At 61.7% G+C, this 25,637-nt stretch carries 24 protein-coding genes and 1 tRNA gene; 14 read left to right on the plus strand and 11 right to left on the minus strand.

Translation table 11 applies throughout. The features are described from left to right. The first annotated feature begins 11 nt into the window (after positions 1-11). Entirely contained in the window at positions 12-515 is a 504-nt protein-coding gene (locus J3A64_RS04530) for a DUF3145 domain-containing protein (protein ID WP_018776197.1), read from the plus strand. Positions 516-612: 97 nt separating this feature from the next. On the opposite strand, the gene J3A64_RS04535 is transcribed toward J3A64_RS04530, so the two are convergent. The 6 genes from J3A64_RS04535 to aceE form a co-directional block, all read right to left on the minus strand. After that, a complete protein-coding gene (locus J3A64_RS04535; RefSeq protein ID WP_043806151.1) occupies positions 613-1,848 on the minus strand; it encodes a beta-ketoacyl synthase in 1,236 nt (411 codons plus the stop codon). A gap of 130 nt (positions 1,849-1,978) precedes the next feature. Next, a complete protein-coding gene (locus J3A64_RS04540) occupies positions 1,979-2,224 on the minus strand; it encodes an acyl carrier protein (protein ID WP_011692310.1) in 246 nt (81 codons plus the stop codon). 114 nt (positions 2,225-2,338) lie between these two features. Further along, positions 2,339-3,400: a beta-ketoacyl-ACP synthase III gene (locus J3A64_RS04545; protein ID WP_011775107.1), complete on the minus strand. Its 1,062-nt coding sequence runs from the start codon at positions 3,398-3,400 to the stop codon at positions 2,339-2,341. Next, complete coding sequence (locus J3A64_RS04550; RefSeq protein WP_187329881.1) at positions 3,397-4,326, minus strand: ACP S-malonyltransferase; 930 nt, start codon at positions 4,324-4,326, stop codon at positions 3,397-3,399. The genes J3A64_RS04545 and J3A64_RS04550 overlap by 4 nt, the downstream gene beginning before the upstream one ends. An 88-nt stretch (positions 4,327-4,414) precedes the next feature. Then, a complete protein-coding gene (locus J3A64_RS04555; RefSeq protein WP_014922072.1) occupies positions 4,415-5,659 on the minus strand; it encodes a CdaR family transcriptional regulator in 1,245 nt (414 codons plus the stop codon). Between the two features lie 184 nt (positions 5,660-5,843). Then, the gene (aceE, locus tag J3A64_RS04560) at positions 5,844-8,642 is read right to left on the minus strand and encodes a pyruvate dehydrogenase (acetyl-transferring), homodimeric type (protein WP_210063707.1); all 2,799 of its coding nucleotides are present in this window, start codon (positions 8,640-8,642) and stop codon (positions 5,844-5,846) included. A gap of 380 nt (positions 8,643-9,022) precedes the next feature. Between aceE and J3A64_RS04565 the strand changes: the two genes are divergently transcribed. The 8 genes from J3A64_RS04565 to J3A64_RS04600 all read left to right on the plus strand — a co-directional run bounded on the left by J3A64_RS04565 (position 9,023) and on the right by J3A64_RS04600 (position 16,211). Then, complete coding sequence (locus J3A64_RS04565; protein ID WP_026005795.1) at positions 9,023-9,442, plus strand: DUF3052 domain-containing protein; 420 nt, start codon at positions 9,023-9,025, stop codon at positions 9,440-9,442. Next, the gene (locus J3A64_RS04570; RefSeq protein ID WP_011775102.1) at positions 9,439-9,936 is read left to right on the plus strand and encodes a peroxiredoxin; all 498 of its coding nucleotides are present in this window, start codon (positions 9,439-9,441) and stop codon (positions 9,934-9,936) included. Before J3A64_RS04565 ends, J3A64_RS04570 begins: the two co-directional genes overlap by 4 nt. Positions 9,937-9,938: 2 nt before the next feature. After that, complete coding sequence (locus tag J3A64_RS04575; RefSeq protein ID WP_011775101.1) at positions 9,939-10,895, plus strand: NAD-dependent protein deacetylase; 957 nt, start codon at positions 9,939-9,941, stop codon at positions 10,893-10,895. A gap of 66 nt (positions 10,896-10,961) precedes the next feature. Further along, positions 10,962-11,037, plus strand: a tRNA-Val gene (locus J3A64_RS04580). Positions 11,038-11,149: 112 nt separating this feature from the next. Continuing rightward, on the plus strand, positions 11,150-11,440 hold the full coding sequence (locus J3A64_RS04585; RefSeq protein ID WP_210063708.1) for a hypothetical protein: 291 nt from the start codon (positions 11,150-11,152) through the stop codon (positions 11,438-11,440). Positions 11,441-11,665: 225 nt separating this feature from the next. After that, complete coding sequence (locus J3A64_RS04590; RefSeq protein WP_014922069.1) at positions 11,666-12,460, plus strand: IclR family transcriptional regulator; 795 nt, start codon at positions 11,666-11,668, stop codon at positions 12,458-12,460. 142 nt (positions 12,461-12,602) lie between these two features. Continuing rightward, positions 12,603-13,961 (plus strand): MFS transporter, encoded by a 1,359-nt coding sequence (locus J3A64_RS04595; protein WP_011775098.1) that lies wholly within the window; start codon positions 12,603-12,605, stop codon positions 13,959-13,961. A gap of 192 nt (positions 13,962-14,153) precedes the next feature. Further along, positions 14,154-16,211: an acyltransferase family protein gene (locus J3A64_RS04600; protein ID WP_043806150.1), complete on the plus strand. Its 2,058-nt coding sequence runs from the start codon at positions 14,154-14,156 to the stop codon at positions 16,209-16,211. An 8-nt stretch (positions 16,212-16,219) separates the two neighbouring features. Here the strand turns inward: J3A64_RS04600 and J3A64_RS04605 are convergent, their stop codons facing one another. Further along, entirely contained in the window at positions 16,220-17,287 is a 1,068-nt protein-coding gene (locus tag J3A64_RS04605) for a D-2-hydroxyacid dehydrogenase (protein ID WP_210063709.1), read from the minus strand. A gap of 70 nt (positions 17,288-17,357) precedes the next feature. Here J3A64_RS04605 and J3A64_RS04610 point away from each other — a divergent pair, with 70 nt between their 5' ends. The 3 genes from J3A64_RS04610 to J3A64_RS04620 are packed head-to-tail and all read left to right on the plus strand — an operon-like array spanning position 17,358 to position 20,125. Next, on the plus strand, positions 17,358-18,269 hold the full coding sequence (locus J3A64_RS04610) for an NAD(P)-dependent oxidoreductase (RefSeq protein WP_210063710.1): 912 nt from the start codon (positions 17,358-17,360) through the stop codon (positions 18,267-18,269). A 36-nt stretch (positions 18,270-18,305) separates the two neighbouring features. Next, a complete protein-coding gene (locus tag J3A64_RS04615; protein WP_210066053.1) occupies positions 18,306-19,076 on the plus strand; it encodes an SDR family oxidoreductase in 771 nt (256 codons plus the stop codon). After that, the gene (locus tag J3A64_RS04620) at positions 19,076-20,125 is read left to right on the plus strand and encodes an L-idonate 5-dehydrogenase (RefSeq protein WP_210063711.1); all 1,050 of its coding nucleotides are present in this window, start codon (positions 19,076-19,078) and stop codon (positions 20,123-20,125) included. The genes J3A64_RS04615 and J3A64_RS04620 overlap by 1 nt, the downstream gene beginning before the upstream one ends. Here the strand turns inward: J3A64_RS04620 and J3A64_RS04625 are convergent, their stop codons facing one another. Beyond that, entirely contained in the window at positions 20,126-20,854 is a 729-nt protein-coding gene (locus J3A64_RS04625; protein ID WP_043471334.1) for a FadR/GntR family transcriptional regulator, read from the minus strand. Positions 20,855-21,075: 221 nt separating this feature from the next. On the opposite strand from J3A64_RS04625, the gene gndA reads away from it, so the two are divergent. Together gndA and J3A64_RS04635 are read left to right on the plus strand one after the other, a co-directional pair. Beyond that, complete coding sequence (gene gndA / locus J3A64_RS04630; RefSeq protein ID WP_014922062.1) at positions 21,076-22,512, plus strand: NADP-dependent phosphogluconate dehydrogenase; 1,437 nt, start codon at positions 21,076-21,078, stop codon at positions 22,510-22,512. 106 nt (positions 22,513-22,618) lie between these two features. Then, positions 22,619-23,458, plus strand: a complete 840-nt coding sequence (locus tag J3A64_RS04635) for an oxidoreductase (protein WP_011775090.1) — start codon at positions 22,619-22,621, stop codon at positions 23,456-23,458. Here the strand turns inward: J3A64_RS04635 and epsC are convergent. The 3 genes from epsC to msrA all read right to left on the minus strand — a co-directional run bounded on the left by epsC (position 23,455) and on the right by msrA (position 25,607). Then, positions 23,455-24,039: a serine O-acetyltransferase EpsC gene (gene epsC, locus J3A64_RS04640; RefSeq protein WP_011775089.1), complete on the minus strand. Its 585-nt coding sequence runs from the start codon at positions 24,037-24,039 to the stop codon at positions 23,455-23,457. The genes J3A64_RS04635 and epsC overlap by 4 nt on opposite strands. 41 nt (positions 24,040-24,080) lie before the next feature. Then, entirely contained in the window at positions 24,081-25,016 is a 936-nt protein-coding gene (cysK, locus tag J3A64_RS04645; RefSeq protein WP_011775088.1) for a cysteine synthase A, read from the minus strand. A gap of 66 nt (positions 25,017-25,082) precedes the next feature. Next, positions 25,083-25,607 carry a peptide-methionine (S)-S-oxide reductase MsrA gene (msrA, locus tag J3A64_RS04650; protein ID WP_210063712.1) on the minus strand — a complete coding sequence of 175 codons (525 nt, stop codon included), beginning with the start codon at positions 25,605-25,607 and terminating at the stop codon, positions 25,083-25,085. Between the last annotated feature and the right edge of the window lie 30 nt (positions 25,608-25,637).

The raw sequence follows: 25,637 nt of genomic DNA on the forward strand, positions 1-25,637 counted from the left end.
TGGAGGATGGAATGTCTGTTGCAACAACCCGCGGTGTCCTGTTCGTGCACTCGGCCCCGACGGCACTTTGCCCGCACGTTGAATGGGCCATTGGATCGGTCGTGGATAAGCGAACCGATCTTGAGTGGACCCCTCAGCCAGCTGCGCCGGGAATGTTCAGGGCGGAGTTGTCGTGGACAGGGGCCCCCGGTACCGGAGCCCAATTGGCCTCGGCGCTGAGGGGCTGGGCTCATTTGCGTTACGAGGTCACCGAAGAACCCAGCCAAGGTGTGGATGGAGCGCGTTGGTCGCACACCCCTGAGTTGGGTATCTTCCATGCCGTCACGGATGTACACGGCAACATCATGGTGACGGAGGACCGCATCCGCTACGCGTACGAATCCGGCGCAGGAGACCCCTCGGCCGTTTATCATGAGCTGTCATTGGCGCTCGGTGAAGCGTGGGACGAGGAACTGGAGCCCTTCCGCCATGCAGCTGAAGGAGCGCCCGTGCGCTGGTTGCACCAGGTCGGGTAACAGCACCGACCTAAGCGTTTCCCCATAGCAATAGGAAGGGCCCCACCTGCTGGTGGGGCCCTTCCTATGTCTCATTGAGGCGACTGCCTAACCGCGCTTAGACGTTCCGGACTGCGATGACGGCATTGTGACCGCCGAAGCCGAAGGAGTTGCTCAGCGCCACGATGTCGCCGGCGGGAAGGTCACGGACGGAGGTGACAACGTCGAGGGGGATCTCGGGATCCTGGTTTTCGAGGTTGATAGTGACCGGCGCCTTGCGCTCGTAGACGGCCAGTACGGTCAGTACAGCCTCAACGGCCCCTGAAGCACCCAGGAGGTGGCCCATCTGCGACTTCGTGGCGGAGACCGCCACATTGTCTACATGGGTCCCCAGGGCGGCACGGAGGGCCGTGTACTCGGGCTTATCGCCCACAGGAGTGGAGGTGGCGTGCGCGTTGACATGGACCACGTCCTCCGCTTGGATCCGGCCATCGAACATCGCGGCCTTCAGTGCGCGGGTGGCACCCAAGCCCTCGGGGTCCGGTGCCGTGATGTGGTAGGCGTCCGCTGTCACCGAGGTTCCAGCGAGCTCGGCGTAGATGCGCGCGCCGCGGGCGATGGCGTGCTCTTCGGCTTCGAGGACCAGAGCACCGGCACCTTCACCCATGACAAAACCGTCGCGGTCGATGTCGTACGGGCGGGAGGCGCGCTCCGGCTCGTCGTTGCGGCGCGACAAGGCCTGCATGGAGGAGAAGGCGGCCAACGGCATCGGGTGGATTGCGGCTTCAGCGCCACCGCACACCACAACGTCTGCTTTGCCGGACCGGATCAAGTCCAATCCGAGGTGGAGGGCCTCGGTGCCGGATGCACAGGCCGATACGGGAGTGTGCGCTCCGGCACGGGCGCCGAGGTCGAGGCTGACAGCTGCTGCCACGCCATTGGGCATGAGCATGGGAACAGTCATGGGCAGGACCCGGCGCGGGCCCTTGTCCCTGAGCGTGTCCCAAGCATCAAGGAGCGTCCAGACGCCGCCGATGCCTGTGGCAAATGCTACGGCGAGCCGGTCGTGATCGATTTCTTCGATCCCGGAGTCTGACCAGGCTTCACGGGCTGCGATGACGCCGAACTGTGTGGACGGGTCCATGCGCTTTGCCTCAACGCGGCTCAGGACGTCAAGTGCCGGCGTCGAGCACCGGGCAGCAAAGTGGACGGGGAGGTCGTACTTGGCCACCCACTCGTCGCCGAGCGTGCGGGCGCCGGAGACCCCTTTCAGCGCGTTCTGCCACATTGTGGGGACGTCGCCGCCGATGGGAGTGGTGGCCCCCAGACCGGTTATGACTACTTTGCGTGCCATGCGATCACTCTCTGTCGGATAGCCGTCCCACATGCGCTGTTCACACGGGGAGGCAAGAAAATCTATGGGTTACTGCGGCTGTGCCGGGCTCAAGGATAGGAATCCCGGCCCGGCACAGCAGGTGTCAGGACTAGGCCTGTGCGTTAGCGATGAAGCTGACGGCGTCGCCGACGGTCTTGAGGTTCTTGACCTCTTCGTCCGGGATGCGAACGCCGAACTTCTCTTCGGCGTTGACGACGATGGTCATCATCGAGATGGAGTCGATGTCCAGGTCCTCGGTGAAGGACTTGTCCAGCTCCACGGCTTCGGTGGCGAGGCCGGTTTCTTCGTTGACGATTTCAGCCAGGCCGGCCAGGATCTCTTCGTTGCTAGCCATTGTTGGCTCCTTTTCTTGTTGTACCGGCTACTGCCGGAAAGGGGGCAAACCGCGGGTTGCGGCTTGGGTTTGTAAGTCGTATTCAGTTGGCTGATAGCCGGGACGTGTCCCGATCTACGGCAGAACCACTACCTGGGCGCCGAAGACCAAACCGGCACCGAAGCCGATCTGCAGGGCCAGGCCGCCGCTCAGTTCAGGATTCTCCTGAAGCAAGCGGTGCGTTGCCAGCGGAATGGACGCCGCGGAGGTGTTTCCCGCCTGGGCGATGTCGCGGCCGATGACAACAGATTCGGGAAGCTTGAGCTTCTTGACCATCTCGTCAATGATGCGCATGTTGGCCTGGTGGGGAACAAAAGCAGCGAGGTCGCTGGCTTCGATGCCTGCGGCATCCAATGCCTGCTGCGCTACCTTTGCCATTTCCCAGACGGCCCAGCGGAACACTGTCTGACCATCCTGGCGCAACGTCGGCCAGACGTCCTGGGTCGCGGAAAGGATGGCGGGATCGTCGATTTCGTCCGAGTGGCGGGCGGATTCGCCGAGCTTCTTGACGTCTTCCAGGGAGTGGGTCATGCCGATGGCATCCCACTTGCTGCCGTCGGATCCCCACACGGAAGGTCCGATGCCGGGGGTGTCGGATGGGCCGACCACCACGGCGCCGGCGCCGTCGCCGAGGAGGAACGAAATGGTTCGCTCGTGGTTGTCGATGACGTCCGAGAGTTTCTCGGCGCCGACCACCAGTACGTACTCGGCGGCGCCTGAACGGACGAGGGCATCGGCCTGGGCCACGCCGTAGCAGTACCCCGCGCAGGCGGCAGAGATGTCAAAGGCGGGTGCCGGCGTCGCGCCCAAACGGTCGGTGAGTGCAGCGGCAGCCGACGGCGTGGCGTAAGGGTGTGTCACGGTGGACACGATGACGGCTCCCAGCTGGGACGGTTCAATTCCCGCCTGCTTGAGTGCCTCACGTGCGGCGCCTTCAGCCATGTCGATCACGCTGACATCTGCGGCTGCACGGTGACGCGTGATAATGCCGGTGCGCTGGCGGATCCACTCGTCCGAGGAATCGATCCACTGGCAGACGTCGTCGTTGGTGACGATGACATCCGGGCGGTAGGCGCCGATGCCCAGAATGCGGGCGTTTTCGTTGACCGCAGTCTTGTTCAGTACGGGAGTGCTCATGCCTGTCCCTCCAATTCAGCGAAAAGTGCGAGAGCCGCGGAGAGGTCTTCCGGGGTTTTGACGGCAACCGTCTTCACGCCGGGCATTCCGCGCTTGGCAAGCCCCGCGAGCGTGCCTGCAGGGGCAAGCTCGATCACGCCGGTGACGCCGCGTTCAACCAGTGTTTCCATGCACTGATCCCAGCGGACGGGGCGTGAGACCTGTGCGATCAGGCTTTCGACGGCGGCAGGCCCGGCCGTGACCTCCTTGCCGTCATAGTTCGACAACAGCGGAACTGCCGGGTTTTGCGGCGACAGCGACGGCTTGAGGTCTTCAAGGGCGCTGACTGCCGGTGCCATGTGGGAAGTGTGGAAGGCGCCGGCAACCTTGAGGGGTATGACGCGTGCCTTCGCCGGGGGGTTTTCCGCCAAGGCCTTGAGCTGTTCGAACGTGCCTGCGGCCACGGTTTGTCCGGCCCCGTTCACATTGGCCGGAGTGGCGCCTGCAGCCTCAATGGCCGCCAGGACCTCGGCAGGGTCTCCGCCCACAACTGCGCTCATGCCCGTGGGCGTCACCGCAGCTGCTGCAGCCATGCTGTTGGCGCGTTCCCGAACGAATGTCATGGCCTCGGACTCCGTGAGGACGCCCGCGAGGGCTGAGGCCGTGATTTCGCCGACGGAGTGACCGGCAAGGATGACGGGAAGGGTACTGAGTTCCACATCGAACAAGGACTTGGCAGCAACGAGGCCGGCAGCGACGATCAGCGGCTGCGCTACGGCAGTGTCCTTGATGGTCTCTTCATCCGAGGTGGTTCCGTGGGCCTTGAGGTCAATGCCTGCGATTTCGCTCAGTGCGGCCAATTGGCCTTCGACGGAGGGGAGTTCCAGCCAAGGGGCCAAAAATCCGGGGGTCTGGGAGCCCTGTCCAGGGCAGACGATTGCAAGCACGTATCCAGCTTTCCAAATTGCCACGTGATCCACTGGTGTTTTGGTACACCAAGCTCACTGGGTCAGTTTGTAGGAAGTCTACAACGGTTCAGTTCTGTGAACGTGACGCGTGACGTTCCGGGGCGGCTTTCGGTTGGGCCGAAAGACGACCCACTACCAACGCCGTTTGCAACACAAACGCCTCCCTGGGGAGGAGCGGATCCCAGCCTGTCACATCGCAGACACGCTTCAAACGGTAGCGCACGGTGTTGGCATGGACGAACAGTTCGCGCGCCGTAGCCTCCAACGAATGGCCCAGCTCCAAGTACGTTCCCAAGGTCTCCACCAAGCCATTTGAAGCCGCCAGGAGGGGCCTGTAGATGTTCTTGATCAGGGAGCGGCGCGCGGCGTCATCACCGGAAACAACACGTTCGGGCAGGAGGTCGTCGGCAGCAACAGGTCGGGGCGCGGAAGGCCATGCACGGGCCGCAGTGAGCCCCGCGAAGGCGGCTTGGGCGGAACTGCTCGCCTCCAGGAGTGAGCCTGCTTCCGGACCATAAACCACGGCTCCCGGGGCAAAAAGCTCGCTGAGCTTGACGTAAGCTGTGTCGCGGTCCTGTAAGCCGCCAAGGATCAATATGAGCCTGTCACCCTGGATTCCCACCAGTGCGTCCTCGGCGAACCGCCCGGCGGTGCGGCGTAGTTCGCTGACATAGCTGGCGCTTGGCTCCGAGGGCGAATTTCCCACCATTACCGTGAAACGCTCTTGGGCTTTCCAGCCGAGGGCCGCGATTCTGGACCTCAAGGCATCAGTGTTTTCGCCTCGCAGAATGGCGTCAACGATCAGTGCTTCCAAGCGCGTGTCCCAGGATCCGCGGGATTCCGCGGCCCTCGCGTACACATCGGCGGCCGCGAAGGCTACCTCCCTCGAATAGCGCAGCACCGCTTCGCGGAGGGAAGGCTGGTCCGACTCCGGAGCGATCACGGGAACCTGGTCCTCGACGACTTCCACCACGATGCGGATCAGTTGCAGCGCCTTTTGCAGGCTGATGGAGCGGGTCAGTTCGGTAGGAGCGTTTCCGAAGACGTCTGTGAGGATCCACGACGGAGAACTGGGCCGCTCATACCACGTCACGAAGGCGGCAATGCCGTTCTGGGCCACCAGGCCCAAGGCCGAGCGTTCATCCGAGCTCAGGCGGCCATACCAAGGCAGCGATTTCTCGAGTTGCCTCATGGTGCTTGTGGATAGTTGGCCCACGTTGGCGCGGAGTTGCCGCAGTGTCTCGGCCTTTTCGGGTGACAATGCCTGGGGTGCTGCCTTGCGCTTGGTGGTTGTTTTGCTCGGCTCTGCCATGGAACGAGCATACGGCCCATCCCCGGCAAGCTCCATTTGTGAGAAGGCTACAACTCGTGTTGTTGCTGATCACGTCCTTGGGATGCATGTCCCAGCCAGGTTAAAGCCCGACGGCGGCCCTCACCTTTCGGTGAAAGCCGCCGTCGCGGATACTGCTGTTCCTGTGGGGCTTGCCCGCAGTTTGTTATGCGTCGCCGCCTGCTCCGCCGGTGGTGCCGGCGTTTACATCCAGGAGCCGGTACTTTTCGATCGCCTTTTCCAGCGCACCAGCTTCAACTTCTCCCTTGGCGGCGAGGAGTTGGAGGGTTTTGGCGACGATGGAGTGGGTGTCGTTTTTGAAGTAGCGGCGTGCGGCTTGGCGGGTGTCGGAGAAGCCGAAGCCGTCTGCTCCGAGGGAGGCGAAGTCGTTGGGGATGAATTGGCGGATTTGGTCGGGGACGGCTTTCATGTAGTCGGACACGGCGATGACGGGTCCGTTGGTGTCTTTGAGTTGTTCGGTGATGAACGGGGTGCGGGCGGGTTGGCCGGGGTTGAGGAAGGCGTGTTCTTCGGCGGCGAGTCCGTCGCGGCGGAGTTCGTTCCAGGAGGTCACGGACCAGACTTCGGCGGCGACGTTCCAGTCTTCGTTGAGGATGCGTTGTGCTTCGAGGGCCCAGGGGACGGAGACGCCGGAGGCGAGGATGGTCGCGGTGGGCCGGTTCCCGTTCCCGGTGCTTTCGGGGGCGTCTGCGAGTTTGTAGATGCCTTTGAGGAGTCCGTTGATGTCGAGGTTGTCGGGTTCGGCGGGTTGGGTGATGGGCTCGTTGTAGACGGTGAGGTAGTACATCACGTTGCGGTCTTCACCGGTGCCGTCAGTACTGTCGGGTCCGTACATCTCTTCGAGGCCGTGGCGGATGATGTGGCCGATTTCGTAGCCGTAGGCGGGGTCGTAGGTTTTCACGGCGGGGTTGGTGGAGGCCAGGATGGGGGAGTGCCCGTCGGCGTGTTGGAGTCCTTCGCCGGTGAGGGTGGTTCGTCCTGCGGTGGCGCCGATGATGAAGCCGCGGGTCATTTGGTCCGCGGCGGCCCAGAAGGAATCTCCGGTGCGTTGGAAGCCGAACATGGAGTAGAACACGTAGATCGGGACCAGGGGTTCGCCGTGGGTGGCGTACGCGGTGCCGGCGGCGGTGAAGGCTGCGACGGCGCCGGCTTCGTTGATGCCGGGGTGGATCAGTTGCCCGGCGGGTGATTCTTTGTAGGCCAGGACGAGGTCGCGGTCCACGGAGAGGTAGTTCTGGCCTTTGGGGTTGTAGATTTTCGCGGTCGGGAAGAACGCGTCCATGCCGAAGGTCCGGGATTCGTCCGGGACGACGGGCACGAACCGGGCACCGAAGTTTTTGTCCCGCATGAGGTCTTTGAGGAGCCTCACGAAGGCCATGGTGGTGGCGGCTTGTTGTTTCCCGGATCCGCGTTTTGCGACCTCGTAGGACTTCGCCTCGGGCAACACCACCTCGGTGTGTTTGCGGCGGCGTTCGGGCACGAACCCGCCAAGTTCTGCCCGGCGTTCCATCAGGTATTTGATTTCGGGGGCGTCCATGCCGGGGTGGTAGTACGGGGGCCGGTAGAGGTCCGCGTCGAGCTGGTCATCGCTGATGGGGATGCGCAGGTGGTCACGGAAGGCTTTGAGGTCTTCCATGGTCAGTTTCTTCATCTGGTGGGTCGCGTTGCGGCCCTCGAAGTGCGGGCCCAGGCCGTAGCCCTTGACCGTTTTGGCCAGGATCACGGTGGGTTTGCCCTTGAACTCGGTCGCTGCCTTGTACGCGGCGTAGACCTTGCGGTAGTCGTGACCGCCGCGCTTCAGACCCCAGATCTGTTCGTCGTCCAGGTCCGCGACCATGTCCTTGGTCTGCGGGGACTTGCCGAAGAAGTGTTCACGGACGAACCCGCCGGACTCGGCCTTGTAGGTCTGGTAGTCACCATCGGGGGTTTCGTTCATGATTTTCACCAACGCCCCGTCGGTGTCCGCTTCCAGGAGCGAGTCCCATTCGCGGCCCCAGACGACCTTGATCACGTTCCAGCCCGCACCGCGGAAGAACGCCTCGAGTTCCTGCATGATCTTGCCGTTGCCGCGGACCGGTCCGTCCAGGCGCTGGAGGTTGCAGTTGATCACGAAGTTCAGGTTGTCCAGGTTCTCGTTCGCGGCGAGCTGGAGCAGGCCACGGGATTCGGGCTCGTCCATTTCCCCGTCACCGAGGAACGCCCAGACCTGCTGGTCCGAGGTGTCTTTGATGCCACGGTTCTGCAGGTACCGGTTGGACTGGGCCTGGTAGATCGCGTTCATCGGGCCGATACCCATGGACACGGTGGGGAATTCCCAGAAGTCCGGCATCAACCGCGGGTGCGGGTACGAGGACAGGGCATGACCGGCCTTGGACTTTTCCTGACGGAACCCGTCCAGATCCTCTTCCGTGAGGCGGCCTTCCATGAACGCCCTGGCGTACATGCCCGGGGACGCGTGGCCCTGGAAGAACACCTGGTCCCCGCCCGAGGGGTGGTCCTTGCCGCGGAAGAAGTGATTAAAGCCCACCTCATACAACGTCGCAGCACCGGCATAGGTGGAAATATGCCCGCCGACACCGATATCGGAACGCTGCGCACGGTGGACCATCACCGCGGCGTTCCACCGCATGTACGCCCGGTACCGGCGCTCGAACTCCTCGTTGCCCGGGAACTGAGCTTCCTGGTCCACCGGGATCGTGTTCACATAATCAGTGGTCGTCACCATCGGCACACCCACCGACCTGGCACCGGCACGCTGCAACAACGAACGCATAATGTACTGAGCACGCTCGGTACCCTGCTCCGCGATCAACGCATCAAGGGACTCAATCCACTCCGCGGTCTCTTCCGGATCACGATCAGGCAGCTGGGCAGTCAACCCGCTGAGGATGTGTGAGGTCTCTTCTCCTGCAGCCACGTCCAACCTTCCTTTAGGCGCATGCATCGCCGCCTCAAGTCCGGCAGGGTAACTGCCCGTCGTGAACGCGTCGTGTGCGACATCTCTGTTTCAACAGCCCGGTCGGATGCGCCGGGCAGGTCTTGTGAGCGCTTGGCTGCTTGTGGAAATTCCCGGGGCGATCGCCCTGCAGCCGTAGCGCTCATGGCCACTCTAGCTTTCGCGGCGTCGCGATGCGTAGCCGCGGGGCCCGAGGGGCGTTGTATGTCACACCCCGGCGGCCTCCGTGACGCAAAGCACGCAATCCTCATGGTGGCGAAACACCGTGTGGAATGCGGAATATGGCCGCTGGCTGGGACAATAGCTTGAAGCACACGCCCAAAGGGTGTTGGCTGTTAGTAATGGAAGTCACTGCAAAAGGAGGAAACGTGAGCGAGGCCGACGCCGCCACATCGGTAAATGTGGCGGAAAGAATGGGTTTCAAAGATGGGGATCTGATTCAGGAACGCGGCTACGACGACGACGTCGATTTCGACTTGCGTGACGACATCGAAGATGTCACAGGCTCCGAGTTGTTGGATGAAGATGATCATGACGTCGTAGATGCTGTTGTTTTCTGGTGGCGGGATGGCGACGGTGACCTTGTTGATGCCCTGATGGATTCGCTTACCAACCTGAAGGAAGGCGGGGTTGTTTGGGTGCTGACTCCAAAGTCAGGCCGTGACAACTACGTGTCTCCGGCGGACATCCAGGATGCCGCCCCGACGTCCGGTCTGCATCTGACCACATCGGCAGGTGTTTCAAAGGACTGGAGCGCCACGCGTTTGGTGCCCAAGAAGAACAAGTGACGGAAGTCCAGCAGGCGCCTGCCTCAGGGCTCGTTCCCCAGGCAGGACAACTCGCACCGGATTTTGAACTGCTGAACCAGTACGGCGAGCCAGTCCGTTTGGCTGACTTCCGGGGCCGCACCGTTGTTGTGGTGTTCTTTCCTTTCGCCTTCTCCGGGATTTGCACGGGGGAGCTTTGTGAGATTCGCGACAACATAGCCGCCTTCAAGGATTCGAATGCCGCGGTCTTGGCGATTTCGGTCGACAGTAAGTTCGTGCAGCGTGCCTACGCTGAGCACGAGCAATTTGGCTTCGAGCTCCTGGCGGACTTCTGGCCGCATGGAGCGGTGGCGCAGAAGTACGGCATCTTTGATGAAGCGAGTGGAATGGCCTTGAGGGGGACGTTCATCATCGACGACGCGGGCATCATCCGCTATGTGGTTGTTAATCCGCGGGGTCAGGCAAGGGACTTTTCCGAATATCGCCGGGCATTGTCGTCGTTGGCGGATCAATAGTCATGAACCATCCCAGGCCCGGAGTTGGCATGACTGGATTTGCCAGCATGGCACCCGCGGCGGTGGCGCAACTGGACCCCAGGGAGCTGGAAGCACTTGGGCTTGCCGTGGATCTCCTGGGAGGCAAGCGTTTGGCGGTACTCACCGGTGCCGGCTTGAGTACCGATTCCGGAATTCCTGATTACCGTGGCCCAGGTTCTGCGCCCAGAAACCCTATGACCTACCAGGAGTTTATTGGCGGGGAGGCCAATCGGCGGCGCTATTGGGCGCGGAACCATATCGGCTGGTCCCACCTTCGGCATGCTGATCCGAATGCCGGCCATGTCGCAGTCGCGCTCCTGGAGCGCCGCGGCCTGATGACCGGACTCATTACCCAAAATGTTGACAGGCTCCATGAGGACGCCGGAAGTGTCAACGTGGTGGACCTGCATGGCCGTTTTGACCAAGTGATTTGCCTCAGCAACGGGCATACCTTCAGTCGGCGTTTGATTGCCGCCATCCTGGAAGAAATCAATCCTGGTTTCCTGGAGGAGGCGCTGAAGTCCGGAGTGGTAGAAATGGCCCCCGATGCCGACGCAATAGTTGAGGACCCTGATCTCATCACATCGTTCGTCATGGCTGTGTGTCCGATCTGCGGAGGAACGTTGAAGCCGGACTTTGTCTACTTTGGAGAGAACGTCCCCAAGGATCGGGTGGCCCGCGCCTACGAGATGGTGGACAACGCGGAGGCCCTGTTGGTGGCGGGATCATCGCTGACGGTTCAGAGCGGTCTGCGGTTCGTGCGCCACGCTGCAAAAACGGGGAAACCAGTGGTCATCATCAACCGCGGAACCACCCGTGGCGACGACTTTGCCGAGCTGAAATTGGAACTGGGCGTAAGCGGCGCATTGGACTACCTTGCGCGCGCTTTACCGGATATTCCGGAGGCACCAGGGCCGATTGGTGTTTCCGGCGGTTGATCATGTAGAGTCATTGTTCGTTGGTTGAAGCGCTGAGGAAGTTACGAAGCACGGAAGCCGCGATTTGGGTCTTTAGCTCAGCTGGTAGAGCGCCACGTTTACACCGTGGATGTCATCGGTTCGATCCCGGTAGGACCCACCAAGAAAAACCCCGTCATTTCAAGTCAAAAGACTTGGGTGGCGGGGTTTTTGTTTGCCTGCCCCTTTCCTCCGGTGGGTCTTGAATGTCAGACCCCCACCCTACGGTTTCATCCATGGAGCACGTATACATCCGCACGGCTGCGCAAGGCGCCCCTGCAGTCGTTGTGAGGGGCGGCCGCGAGTGGCGCATTATGGTGGAACCTGTCCGCTGGTTTGAGCGGGTCGCGTGGTGGGAGGAGTCCCGCCGTATGCCGCGAGGACAGGGGCGGGTTGACGTTGAAGTCTGGCAGGTCCAGGTTCGCTTGGGGAACAACCCCCGCTCAGGTACGGCGACTTGGGAACTGGTCCGGGATGGCTCCGGTGGGGGCTGGCGCCTTAGGGGCGAGGAAGTCGCCGCGGCGTAGTCTCCTGCCCGGGAAATGGATGAGCTCTCCACCACGACTATTGGGGGATGCCGCGGTGGAGAGCTCGAAGATGAATATACAGAGAACTTTCGGGTTTGGAAAGTGAGGCCCCGCTGAGGGCGGAGATGGGGGCATTAAACACGCCTTACTCCCGCATACTCATTCCACTATGATGAGAATTGTTCAGCAGAATGAACAATCGAATTGCGATGCCTAAGGAGAATCATGGCCGATTCCCGCACCTCCCGTTCCGAAGGGCTGGGCGCTTCGTCGCCGGCGCCTGCCGTCACCCGCGCTGCGGCTGTATTGGAGGTGCTCGCTGAGTCCCCAACGGGCCGGCTGACGCTGAGTGATCTCTCGCGTGAACTCGGGATCCCCAAGTCTTCTACGTCGAACCTGTTGCTGGCGCTGGAAGAAGCGCGCCTCATTACCAGGCAGGGTGCGGACTTTGCCTTGGGAAGGAAGCTTGTGGAACTGGGTGCCGCATACCTGAGCCGACTCGACGAGGTGCAGGAGTTCTATAAGTACTGTGAGCAGGCGCCTACGCTGTCCGGAGAGACCGTGAGGATTGCGATGCTCGACGGCGACCACGTCATCTACCTGGCGCGGTATGAGGGCCATCCTGCGGTCAGGTTGACGTCGAACATCGGTGACAAGATGCCGGTCTCGCTCTGCAGCGTCGGGAAGGCTCTGATCGCCCAGTTGCATGATCACGATATCGACTCGATGTTCCCGGATGGCATGCAGCTGCCCACTATGACGGCCAATTCGCTGAAGACCGCCGAGGAACTCAAGGCCCAGATTTCCGCCATCCGCAAGCAGGGCTTCGCCTTCGAGGATGAAGAGTCCACGGTTGGTGTGGTGTGTCTGGCCGTGCCGGTGCCGACCCACGGAGCTCACGGCCCAAGTCTGGGTTTGTCGGTGACCGCGCTGAAGGCCACGTACTCGGAGGAGCAGGGCGCCCTGATGGTCAAGGAACTCAAAGAGCTGGCGCGTTCCTTGGGGAACCCGATGGGCTAGGAACCGGAGCACGTCTAAATAAATCTGATTACAACCTTGGCAGTACGTTCAACAAGCTGTACGCTGTTCATCATAGTGATCTTGGCGGTGATGCCATCACTATCTCGCTGGGCCAACGGGGGCCCGGGGTGATTTTGAGGGAGTGCTTGTGATAACTCGTGCAAATGAAACGCTCGCGGCCGAGGCTGACGACGCTGTAGTTGAGCCGGAACAGCTCCGGCGGGCTACGCTGGCCAGCTCTGTCGGCTCCGCGCTGGAGTACTACGACTTCTACATTTATGGCTTGGCTTCGGCCCTGATCTTCGGCCCGTTGTTCTTTTCCCCGCTCGGCCCGGACGGTGCTCTGATTGCTTCGTTCGCCACATACGGCGTTGGCTTTGCTGCACGTCCGTTCGGCGGTTTGATCTTCGGCTACATCGGGGACAGATTCGGCAGGAAGATGGTCCTCATCCTGACCATCGCGCTGATGGGAACAGCCAGCTTTGCCATTGGCCTGCTCCCCACGTTCGAGCAAGCCGGCATGCTCGGCGCTGTCCTGCTGGTGACGCTGCGAATCATTCAGGGCCTGGGGGCCGGTGCGGAGCAGGCCGGCGCCACGACGCTGATATCTGAAGTGGCGCCGCGTCGCCGTCGTGGGTTCTTCGCATCTCTGCCGTTCGTCGGCATCCAGCTGGGCACGCTCCTCGGTGCCGGAACTTTCGCGCTCATCACGATGGCGGACAAGTCCGTCCTTCAGGGCTGGTTGTGGCGCGTGCCGTTCCTTGCCAGTTTCATTCTGATCGCCGTGGCCATCTTCATTCGCCTGAAGCTCAAGGAAACGCCCGCGTTCCAAGAGTTGGAAAAGCACAAGAACGTGGTCAAGAACCCCATTGGTGCTCTCTGGAAGCACTCCAAGAAGAACGTGTTGCTGGGAATCGGTCTGCGCATGGGCGAGAACGGCAACTCTTCGATCTACTCCGCGCTGCTGGTGTCCTTCATGAGCATGCCGGCGGGTGTCTTCGCCGGGAACAACTCCATCGGTCCTGTGGGTTTGTTGATCGCGGCCGGGTTCGCCGCCGTTATGGTGGTCACGTTCGGTGCCTTGTCCGACAGGTTCGGTCGTGTCCCGGTGTACCGGTACGGGGCACTGTTCCAAGCAATCATCGCGGTTCCGGCGTTCTATCTGGTGACCTTGGGCAACGTCACCTTGGTATGGGTGGTCATGGCCGTAGGCATCGCAATCGGTGTTCAGTCCATGCTGGGGCCGCAGTGCCCGCTGTTGCCTGAACTGTTCGGATCCCAGTATCGCTTTACGGGTGTCGCTATGAGCCGCGAGATTTCAGCGGTCCTGGCAGGCGGTCTTGCGCCCTTGCTCGGGGCGCTCATGTTGGCCGCCACCAACCACTCCTGGCTGGTCCTGGCCATCTACTCCCTGGTCCTTGCGCTCATCTCCTTCGTCACAACCTTCTTCACCCCGGAGACGGCAGGCAGGGACCTCGTCAGCACGGAAGACGCAAAGTAGGCCGAGGCAACACCCAAACCTGAGGCAACGCCCTAACTCGAGGCACCATACAGACCACACGCCTGGCAGCGCGGTATCCCTTCATGCGAAGGTGCCGCGCTGCTTTGCGCTTGAACACAAAATGTCCTCCGAAGCTGGTGGAAATTCACCTGTGGCAGTGCAGAATTGGTGCAGCGAATGAGGAGGGTGTCGATGACGGCAACCAAGGGCCTTGCATCACCGGAAAGTCCCGGGCAGGTCCGGGCCGCCAGCGGGGGTACCAAGTTTCGGCCCGAGATCCAGGGCCTTAGATCTTTGGCCGTTCTCATGGTTGTCTCGTATCACATCTGGTTCGGTCGCGTTTCCGGCGGCGTGGACGTGTTCCTGCTGATTTCAGCGTTCCTCATGACGCTGCAATTCGTCAGCCGCTATGAGGACGCACGGCCGGTATCACTGGTGCGGCACTGGCTGCACCTGTTCTGGCGGTTGTTGCCCGCCGTCGTCGTGGTCCTGCTGAGCACTTTGGCGGCTACGTACGTGTTCATTCCCCGCACACGCTGGATCGAAATAGTCAGCCAAGGATGGGCTTCGCTGTTCTACGTCCAAAATTGGCTGCTCCAGCGGCAGGTGGTCAACTACTATGCGGCGGACCACAGCTTGGCGAGTCCTTTCCAGCATTTTTGGTCGCTGTCCATCCAAGGGCAGGTTTTTATTCTTTGGCCGGCCATTTTTGTTGCCACGGCCTGGGTGTGCCGCCGCTTAAACCTGCGGTATCGGGCCGTGCTTCTTGGAATCTTCGGGCTGATCTTCGCAGTATCGCTGGCGTATTCGATCTACTTCACGGCGGCCAATCAGGAACTGGCCTATTTCGACACCTTTGCCCGGTTGTGGGAGTTTGCGTTGGGCACCCTGGTGGCACTGTTGCTTCCCTATCTTCGGCCCGGTCTCGGGCTGAGTAGCGTGCTGGGGTGGGTGGGCATAGCCGCAATGCTGAGCTGTGGCGCTGTTCTTCAGGTCCAGACCGCGTTTCCGGGCTTCGTGGCGCTGTGGCCGACCCTCGCAGCGGTGGCTGTCATCGTCGCGGGGCAATCGGGCAGCCGCTTCGGAGTTGACAGGATCCTCTCGTCCAAGCTTCTGGTGGGGCTGGGCTCTACTTCATATGCCCTTTACCTGTGGCATTGGCCGCTGTTGGTGATCACTTTGGTGTGGATCGGCCAAGACCATGCAGACGCGATCACCGGCACCTTGATCGTGGGTGCGTCGCTGCTGTTGGCGTTCCTCACTACCCGGTTTGTTGAGCAGCCACTGCGTGCATGGCGATGGCCGGAAGCCAAACGTTGGCGCCTGGCGCTGGCGGTGCTTGTTTGCTTGGCCGTCGCTGCAGCACCGATGGTGCAGTTTGGCTTCCAGCAGCAAGCGGAGAAGAACATCATCGCCACGCAGGATGCTGACGACAACCCGGGGGCCAGGGCGTTGTTGCCTGGCTATGTTGACCGTGTTGGCGAGGGCGCGCGGACACTGCCAACCCCTGAGCAGCTTCCGGAAGACTGGGGAAGGCTCGATGGCGCATGTATAGGGGATCTCCGGCCAACGGACCCGGTGTTGTTTGCGGAATGCCAGCAGAACGACGTCGGCGCTGACGCCGAGAGGACCGTCTTTGTAGTGGGTCAATCGCATTCCCTGCAGTGGCTCGGGGCCATCGGCCCCCTGGCCAAGGAACACCATTGGCGGGTTCAAGCCATCACGTTTGGAGCCTGTCCCTTCATGACCGAAACGGACGAGGTGGGGGACGAGTGCAACACCTTCAATCGGAACGTCCGGGAACACATCCGTATCCATCAGCCGGATGCCGTTTTCCTTGTGGGAACGGCGGCGGTCCCCGACTCGCCGGACGAGGACCTCACATGGGGGCTCGACGAGCTGGTGGGTGAGATCACTGATCAAGGTGTGGAAGTCATCGCCATGAGGGACAACCCGCGCTTCTCATTCAGCCCCAGTGAGTGCGCAATGGCGTCCGGCGTGGATGACTCACGCTGCCGTCCCGCCCAGTCCTCGGTTCTCGCCGAAAGCAATCCCTTGGACCAGTTGGAGGGAACTTTCACGGGGTTGTCCATCCTGGACATGACGGACTTGATCTGCGACGGCACGGCCTGTCCAGGCATCGTGGGCAACGTTTATGTTTACCTCGACGACAACCACCTCTCGAGCACTTATGTCAGGACCATGACCGACACGTTGTCCGAGAGGTGGTTTGACGCCACAGGTTGGTAGTTGCCGGCTTAGTAGAAGTGGACCGGATCAACCAGATGGGGGAGTTCGCCACCGTCCAGGAAGGTGCGCAGGTTGCTGCAGAAGCGTTCGGCGATGAGCCGGTTCTCGGCAGCACTCAACGCAGAAGTGTGCGGGGACACCAGGACCTTGGGATGGTTCCACAAGGGGCTGTCCTGTGGAAGGGGTTCCACCGCGAAGACGTCAAGGCAGGCATACGACACCTGGCCATTGTTCAAGGCCTCGAGCAAAGCGTCCTCATCCACCACTGTTCCCCGGCCCACGTTGACGAACACGGCTCCGGGTTTCATGGCCGAGAAAATGTCCTTGTTGAACAGCTTCTCCGTGTACGGCGTGCCGGGAAGTGTATTGATCACTGCGTCGGCATCAGCCACCAGGCCGGGGAGACCATCATTGTTGGTGACCTCCTCGATTCCCTCAATGGTTTCCACAGTGCGCTTGGTTCCACTGACTTTCATACCCAAGGCCCGGGCAATTCGGGCAGTCTCCAAGCCAATTTCGCCGAGGCCTGCGATGACCACCTTTGAGCCGTTGACAAGTTTGGTGGGTGTTCTCAGCTCGGGCCAAACCTTGGCGGCTTGATCTTGTGCCATCTCGGCGCTGCGCTTGAACCCGTTGAGGATGCCGAAGGCTGAAAATTCCGCCAAGGGCAGGGCATGGACGCCCGCGGACGTTGTCACGCGGAACTTCTGCAGGGTTTCCGGGTCGAGCCCGGAAGCCTTGACCGCGCCACCCGCTCCCGCTGCCATGGCATGAATCCACTGCAAGTGCGGGTTGCTCGCGGCGATGCGTGCCAAGCCGGCTGGACTTTCGTTGGGGAAGCCGTACAGGACCTGCGCCCGGTTCAGCATGTCCCAGTAGCGTTCCTCCTGCTCCGGAGTGCGCTTGAACTCCGGATCGCCCGCGTGATCTGCGGGAAAGCGTTCAGGCGGAAGAAGCTCGGGGTGGTAGAGAACTGTTACGGAAGGATCTACAGCGCGGATCAGCTCTACGTGCTCTGCTTCGAGCGGTACAGCGATGGCGATGGTAAGTTCATCAGTCGTCATGGTGTTCATCATACTGAATGGAGGCTAGGATATTGAACAGTAATCTCGTAGATGACCACAAAGAAGTGAGGTGTTACCTACCATGACCAGCAAACGCGTGGGCTTCGTTGGCTTGGGACTCATGGGAGCGCCCATGGCCTCAAACCTGGCGGCAGCCGGCTGGAACGTCACCGCCTGGAACCGATCCGAGACCGTTTTTGAAGGCCTTTCCGGCGTCCGGCGCGCAGCAGCCGTGGCGGAGCTGCGGGACGAAGACACCATCATCTTCATGCTCCCCGATCTGCCCTTCATCGAGGAAGCCGCAGCGGACCTGCTCGAATCATGGCGGAACAAGGCACCCCGGCCGGGCACCGCCGTCGTCATCATGAGCAGCGTCTCGCCAACTGCGGTCCAACTGTTTGGCGAAACTGTTCACCAGGCATCCGGCGGCAACGCCGAGGTGGTGGATGCGCCGGTCAGCGGCGGTACCGCCGGGGCGCAACGCGGAAGCCTCGCCATCATGGTGGGGGCCACCGAAGGCCAGTTCGAAGCTCTCCAACCACTCCTGGAAACCATGGGGACTACCGTCCGGCGCATGGGGCCGCTGGGTTCGGGGTCGCTCGCCAAAGCGTGCAACCAACTCATCGTCGGAACAACGACGGCGGCCCTCGCCGAAGCGGCCGAACTCGCGGAACGCGCCGGCATGGACGTGGAGGCACTCTTTGAGGTCCTTTCCGGAGGGCTGGCCGGAAGCCGGGTGCTGGAAAACGTTGGCCCACGCTTGGCCGCCAAGGACTATGCGCCTACCGGGCCGGCAAAGTTTATGCACAAGGACCTCGGCTTCGTGCTCACCAGCGCACAAGCCGTTGGCTCCGCCGTCCCCATGGCATCGGCGGCAATCGACCTTTATGCCGAACTCAAACGCCAAGGACTCGGAGATCACGACCTTGCCGTTGTCCGTCAGACCATCGCAAACCTAAGCCTTTCACCAGCCGCGACGTCGAACAGCAACTGAACCGGCGCAACACCAGAAGGAATGAAGAACAAAACTATGAGTGGACTTTTCGATCTGACCGGGCGGGTTGCCTTGGTCACTGGTTCAAGCCGGGGAATCGGCAACGCCCTGGCCAGGGGCCTCGCCGATGCCGGAGCGACGGTGGTGCTCAATGGCATCAGCACTGAACGCCTGGAGAAAGCCCACCAGGCCATGGCCGCTGACTATCCGGTGGGCAGGGTCCACAGCCGGGCCTTCGACGTCACGGACGCTGGATCCGCCGCTGAGGGGGTGGCCTGGATCGAACAGAACGTCGGGCCTTTGGACATCCTGGTGAACAACGCCGGAATTCAGCACCGTGTCCCCATGCTGGAGCTCGACGTCAAGGACTGGGACCGCGTCATCACCACCGACCTCACCAGCGCCTTCCTGGTAGGCCGGGAAGCGGCAAGGCATATGATCCCCCGGGGTCACGGCAAGATCATCAACATCTGCTCGGTCCAAACGGACCTGGCACGCCCCACGATCGCCCCCTATGTGGCTGCCAAGGGCGGTCTCCGCAACCTCACCCGCGCCATGACCGCGGAGTGGGCCGCCTCCGGTTTGCAGATTAACGGAATCGCGCCGGGGTACATCCACACGGAAATGACCCAAAACCTGGTGGATGATGCTGACTTCAACTCCTGGATCCTTGGCCGGACCCCGGCCAACCGATGGGGCACCACGGCAGACCTTGCCGGCCCCACCGTATGGCTCGCCTCCCAGGCCTCGAACTTCGTGAACGGCCAGACGATCTTCGTCGACGGCGGAATGACGGTGGTGGTCTGATGGGCATCAACCTTCCAGCTTCCGGCCCCGCTGTAGTTGCCCACGGCAAAGGTGACCTCCGGATTGAGGACGTCCCGCTGGCCACTCCGGCAGAAGACGAATCGATCGTGGAGATCGCCTACGGCGGGATCTGCGGATCAGACCTTCACTACTGGCTGCATGGCGCAGCGGGGGAGTCCATCCTCAAAGAGCCCATGGTCCTGGGCCACGAAATCGTTGGCGTGGTGGTCCAGCAGGCAGCGGACGGTACCGGCCCCGCTGAGGGGACCCCAGTGGCCGTCCACCCGGCAACCCCGGCACCCGGCGATGTTAGATACCCCGAGGACCGGCCCAACCTCTCCCCGGGCTGCACCTACCTTGGCAGTGCTGCCCGGTACCCCCACACGGACGGCGCGTTCAGCCGCTACGCAAACCTTCCCTCAAGGATGCTGCGCCCTCTTCCGGAGAACCTGAATCTCCGCACTGCCGCCCTGGTTGAGCCCGCCAGTGTCGCTTGGCATGCTGTAGGCCGCGCGGGAAACGTCGAAGGAAAAACGGCGCTCGTGATCGGCAGTGGTCCGATCGGTGCGCTGGCGGTCGCTGTCCTGAAGCGTGCCGGCGCGGCCCGGATTGTCGCCGTCGACATGCATGACAAGCCCCTGGAGATTGCGCGCGCCGTGGGGGCGGATGACGTCCTCAAAGGCGACGATGCGGAGGCTATCGCGGCGGTGGACGCAGACGTGGTCATTGAATCATCAGGCAGCCATTTTGGACTGGCCTCGGCCATCAAGGGTGCTACCCGTGGCGGCAAGGTGGTGATGGTGGGACTACTGCCATCCGGACCACAGCCGGTGTTCATCTCCCTCGCCATCACCCGCGAGCTGGAACTCCTTGGCTCGTTCCGCTTCAACGACGAAATCGATGAGGTCATTGCTGCCCTGGCCGATGGTTCGCTGTTCGTCGACCCTGTGGTGACGCACGAATTCGGCCTGGCCCAAGGCCTGGAGGCTTTTGAGGTGGCGAAGAACTCCGCTGAATCCGGAAAAGTGCTGCTGAACTTCCAGCCGTAGCTAGTTTTTGGCTACGGGGACGAAGACGCGGGGCTGGTCATTCCAGCTGGGTGCCAGCTCCGCGATGGTCTGACGCATAATCTTTGCGGCGGCGTCGCGCGCCAGGGAACCGTCTCCGGCGTCAATCGCATGGGCCACGTCCATATGCCACTGAAGCGCCTGCTTTTGGGGGTGTTCAGGCATGAGCCCGTGGACGGTTCGGCCCGTGAGGGTCTCCGTGACCTGGCCGATCAAGTTGGCGAACATCTCGTTGCCCGAGCCCGAGAGGACCAGTGCATGGAACCGGATGTCGAGGTCCAGGAACCGGGCCATGTCACCGGCATCGCCGGCTTCCTTCATGGCCAACGAGATGCCCACCAACTCCTGCCGAAGACTTTCGGGCGCGTTCCCGGCGGCCAGTTCTGCTGCGACAGGCTCGACGGCGGAACGCAGCTCGGCGAGCGACCTCAACTGGGCGCCACGCCCCTCGCCGGCAAGACGCCAACGAATCACCAAAGGATCGAAAGGATTCCATCGATGGGCCGGCAGAACCCGGATGCCCACACGCTTGATGGTCTCCACAAGTCCCAGCGATTGCAGCACACGGACAGCTTCACGGACCACGGAGCGGGAGACTTTCAGTTCGTCTTCCAGATGCTCCGCCAACATGACGTGGCCGGTGGGAAGGGCACCACCGACGATCCTGGTGCCCAGGTGCTCTACGGCGCGGTGGTGGAGGCTGGTTGACATAGAGGTAAGCATAATGGCGCGGAGGCGTCCTGCGCGCAGCTGGAACCGGGGCGGCATCATAGACTGTTTATGACGCGGCACCGTTCCAAAACGTGGGCGCCGCTTTCCCGCCCAAGGTTTAAATACGTATGGTTTATTGCAGCCCCTGGTTTTGAAATCGCTTCCTGCGTGCCCTATCGGGAAACAGAGGACTGTTTGTACACGAACGAATTGGAGTTTTGATGTCAGCACACATCGGTGTCACCGGCCTTGCGGTGATGGGCGCCAACCTGGCCCGCAACCTCGCCCGCAACGGCTTCACCGTGGCTCTCCACAACCGCTCCGTGGAAAAGACTGACGCCCTGCTGGAAAAGCACGGCACGGACGGCGACTTCATCCGCACGGAAACGCTGCAGGAACTCGTCGATTCCCTCGAAAAGCCCCGCCGTGTCCTGATCATGGTCAAGGCAGGCGCTCCCGTTGACAACGTGATCGAGCAGCTGGAACCGCTGCTTGAAGCCGGCGACATCATCATCGATGCCGGTAACTCGCACTACGAGGACACCCGCCGCCGCGAAGCCGCGCTGGCAAAGAAGGACCTGCACTTCGTAGGCGTCGGCGTTTCCGGTGGCGAAGAAGGCGCGCTGAACGGCCCGTCCATCATGCCCGGTGGCTCGCGCGAGTCCTACGACGCGCTCGGCCCGCTGCTGGAAAAGATCTCCGCAAAGGTCGACGGCGAACCCTGCTGTGCATGGATCGGCACCGACGGCGCCGGCCACTTCGTCAAGATGGTCCACAACGGTATTGAATACGCCGACATGCAGGTCATCGGTGAAGCATTCGATCTCCTCCGCTCCGGCGCTGGTATTGAGCCCGCCGAGCAGTCCAAGATCTTCGCTGAATGGAACAAGGGCGACCTTTCCTCCTTCCTGATCGAAATCTCCGCCGAGGTCCTGGGACACGTTGACGCAAAGACGGGCAAGCCGTTCGTCGACGTCGTGGTGGATGCAGCAGGCCAGAAGGGCACGGGCCGCTGGACGGTCATCTCCGCCCTGGAACTCGGGTCCCCGGTCTCCGGCATTGCCGAGTCCGTGTTTGCCCGCGCACTGTCCTCCCAGACGGAGCAGCGCAAACTTGGCCAGGAACTGCTGGCCGGCGAAGAAGCCTCTGTGGAAATCCCCGAGACCTTCGTCGAGGATGTCCGCCAGGCGCTCTACGCCTCCAAGCTGGTCTCCTACGCTCAGGGCCTGGACATGCTGACCTCCGCTGCCAAGGAGTACGGCTGGGACCTCAAGCTGGACGAGATCGCTTCGCTGTGGCGTGCAGGCTGCATCATCCGTGCAGAGCTGCTCAAGGACATCACCAAGGCCTACGCAGCCGAGGAGAAGCCCGCCAACCTGCTGTTCGCGCCGGCTTTCACCAAGGCCATCGCCGAGGCACTTCCGGCGTGGCGCCGGGTTGTGGCCACCGCCGTCCAGCTGGGCATCCCGGTACCGGTGTTCTCCTCCTCGCTGGCATACTACGACGGCCTGCGCCGCAAGCGCGTTGCCGCTGCCCTGATCCAGGGCCAGCGCGACCTCTTCGGTGCACACACCTACGGTCGCGTGGACACCGAGGGTACGTTCCACACCCTCTGGGGCGAAGACAAGTCCGAGATCTCGGCAGTCGACACCCACTAGCAGCACCTTTCCTTAAGGCCGGTTCCTCCCAGATACTCTGGGATGGACCGGCCTTTGCCGTAGTGAATTGTTTGCCGTTCCCCTTATGAACTGAAGGAGACCACCCATGGCATCCCGTATCGCGTTTGTCACCGGGGCCTCCACCGGGATCGGCTTCGACACGGCCATAGCACTCAGGGCAGCCGGTTTCACTGTCTATGCAGGCGCACGCCGTGTGGACAAGATGGAACCGCTGAAGCAGCACGGCATCACTGTCATGTCCTTGGACGTCACCTCGGAAGAATCGATGGCGTCTGCGGTGGGGCTGGTTGAAGCGGCCCACGGGCGGATCGATTTGCTGGTCAACAATGCCGGATATGGTTCCTACGGCTCACTCGAGGAAGTTCCGATGGCTGAGGGCAGGCGCCAGTTCGAAGTCAACGTCATAGGCCTGGCAAGGATGAGCCAACTTGTCATTCCCGGGATGCGCCTCGCCGGCTCGGGCCGGATCATCAACGTAACCTCCATTGGCGGCAAAATATATGAACCATTGGGGGCTTGGTATCACGGGACAAAGTTTGCGGTGGAGGGGTTGAGCGATTCCCTGCGGCTGGAGCTTAAGCCACACGGCATCGACGTCGTCGTTATCGAGCCGTCGGGAACGGATAGTGAATGGGGCACCATCGCGGGCGAGGGCCTGTTGACTATATCGGGTGGTGGACCTTACAAAGAACAAGCGCACATCGTGGCTGCAGCACTGGCCTCCACCTCCGGATCAGGCCACGTGTTGTCGACGCCGGCGCGTGTTGTAGCAAGAACCATAGTTCGCGCCGCAACGGCAAAACGCCCCAGAACCCGTTACCCGGTGGGCAGGGGGGCCTGGAGCGTCCTGGCATTGCGAAGGGTTCTTCCGGACCGCGCCTTCGACGCTGTCTTCTGGAATTTATACAGAAGGCTAGCCGGCTAGATCCGATACTCGATGTAGTACTCAGCCGGGTCCACAGCGGGCTTCGTTTCGGACCTGGCGTCGCGGTGCCGCCACGTGGCTGGGATGCCTGTGATGATGGACTCCGGTGGTGCGTCCTTCACCACCACGGCGTTGGCGCCGATGGCGCTTCCCGCACCGATGGTGATGGGACCCAGAACCTTTGCGCCGGCGCCAATGGTGACGCGGTCGCCGATGGTCGGGTGACGCTTGACCTTGGCCAATGAACGGCCGCCGAGCGTGACGCCGTGATAGATCATCACGTCCTCGCCGATCTCAGCGGTCTCACCGATCACCACCCCCATGCCGTGGTCAATGAAGAATCGCCGGCCAATGGTTGCACCGGGATGGATCTCAATGCCGGTAAGGAACCTGGCCAACTGGGAAATCAGGCGGGCAGGAAAACGGAGTGCCGGATTCTGCCAGAGCCGGTGAGTCACCCGGTGCGCCCAAATGGCGTGCAAACCGGAATAAGCGAAAAAGTTCTCAAAAGAGCCTCGAGCCGCCGGGTCGTGTGACCGGGCGGCATCGAGGTCTTCCTTAAGCCTTGCGAAGAAGCTCACAAAGACCTTTCTACAGGAAATGAAGGTGTGCGGGCTAAGTGTTAGCCACGGATGTCGTCGAACAGGACCGTGGAAATGTAACGCTCTCCAAAGTCACAGACGACGGCGACGATCAGCTTGCCGGCGTTCTCGGGACGCTTGGCCAGTTCCAGTGCACCCCACACGATGGCGCCGGAGGAAATACCGCCAAGGATGCCTTCACGGGCTCCGAGTTCACGGGCTACGCGGACTGAATCTTCCAGCGTGGCGTCCAGGACTTCGTCGTAAACGTTGGTGTCCAGGATTTCCGGAACAAAGTTGGCGCCGATTCCCTGGATCTTGTGCGGGCCGGGGGCTCCACCGTTGAGGATCGCGGAGTCCTTGGGCTCAACAGCCACGATCTGCACGCCCGGCTTGCGCTCCTTGAGGACCTGGCCAACACCGGTGATGGTACCGCCGGTACCCACGCCGGCAACAAAGATGTCCACTTCGCCGTCGGTGTCTTCCCAGACTTCCTCGGCGGTAGTGGTGCGGTGGATCGCCGGGTTGGCCTCGTTGGCGAACTGCTGCGCCCAGATGGAGTTCTCCGTGTTGGCGACGATTTCCTGTGCCTTCTCGACGGCGCCACGCATGCCTTCGGATCCGGGCGTCAGGACGATTTCTGCACCGTAAGCGCGCAGCATGACGCGGCGCTCGGTGGACATGGTCTCAGGCATGGTCAGGATGACCTTGTATCCGCGGGCTGCACCCACCAGTGCCAGGGCGATGCCGGTGTTGCCGGAAGTACCTTCGACGATGGTTCCGCCGGGCTTCAGGGCGCCGGACTTTTCGGCAGCATCAATGATGGCCACGCCAATGCGGTCCTTGACGCTGTTGGCCGGGTTGTAGAACTCAAGCTTGACTGCAACCGTGGCGTCGAGGCCTTCTGTGAGCCGGTTCAGACGGACCAGCGGGGTGCGACCGACCAGCTGCGTGACGTCGTCGTAGATCCTTGCCATGAAAATTACGCCTATCTCTGAAGAGGGAATGCTGAGGTCAGCCTAACCAGCAGGGTCGAAACCCTGCTAAGCAGTAAGCCATGCAGAGTAATATTTCCGGGCCTTTGCCAGCTTCGGGTTAATGATCACCTGGCAATACCCCTGATAGGGGAACTTTGCGTAGTAATTCTGGTGGACTTCCTCGGCCTCATGGAATTCGGGAAGGCGGCTGACCTCGGTCACAATCGGATCGGACCAGAGGGCCTGGGCGCGCTCAATGGCTTCCTCGAACAACACTTTTTCTTCCGTGGTTGTGTAGAACATCGACGAACGGTACTGCGTCCCCACGTCATAGCCCTGACGGTTCAATGTGGTGGGGTCGTGGAGGGCGAAGAACATGTCCAGGATGACTCCCTCCGGAACTACGGTTTCATCAAATGTCACCGCGACTACTTCTGCATGACCAGTGGTGCCGGAGCAGACCTCGTAGTAGTCGGGATTGCGGACGTGGCCGCCCGTGTAACCGGACACCACCGAGCTGACGCCGCGGGTCTTCTGGTAAACGGCATCAAGGCACCAGAAGCAGCCGCCGCCAAGTACGAAAGTTTTCATGTTCTCTTCAATGGATCGGAGGGCCTGATG

The organism is Pseudarthrobacter sp. PvP004 (genome assembly GCF_017876035.1).
Classification (GTDB): Bacteria; Actinomycetota; Actinomycetes; order Actinomycetales; family Micrococcaceae; genus Arthrobacter; species Arthrobacter aurescens_A.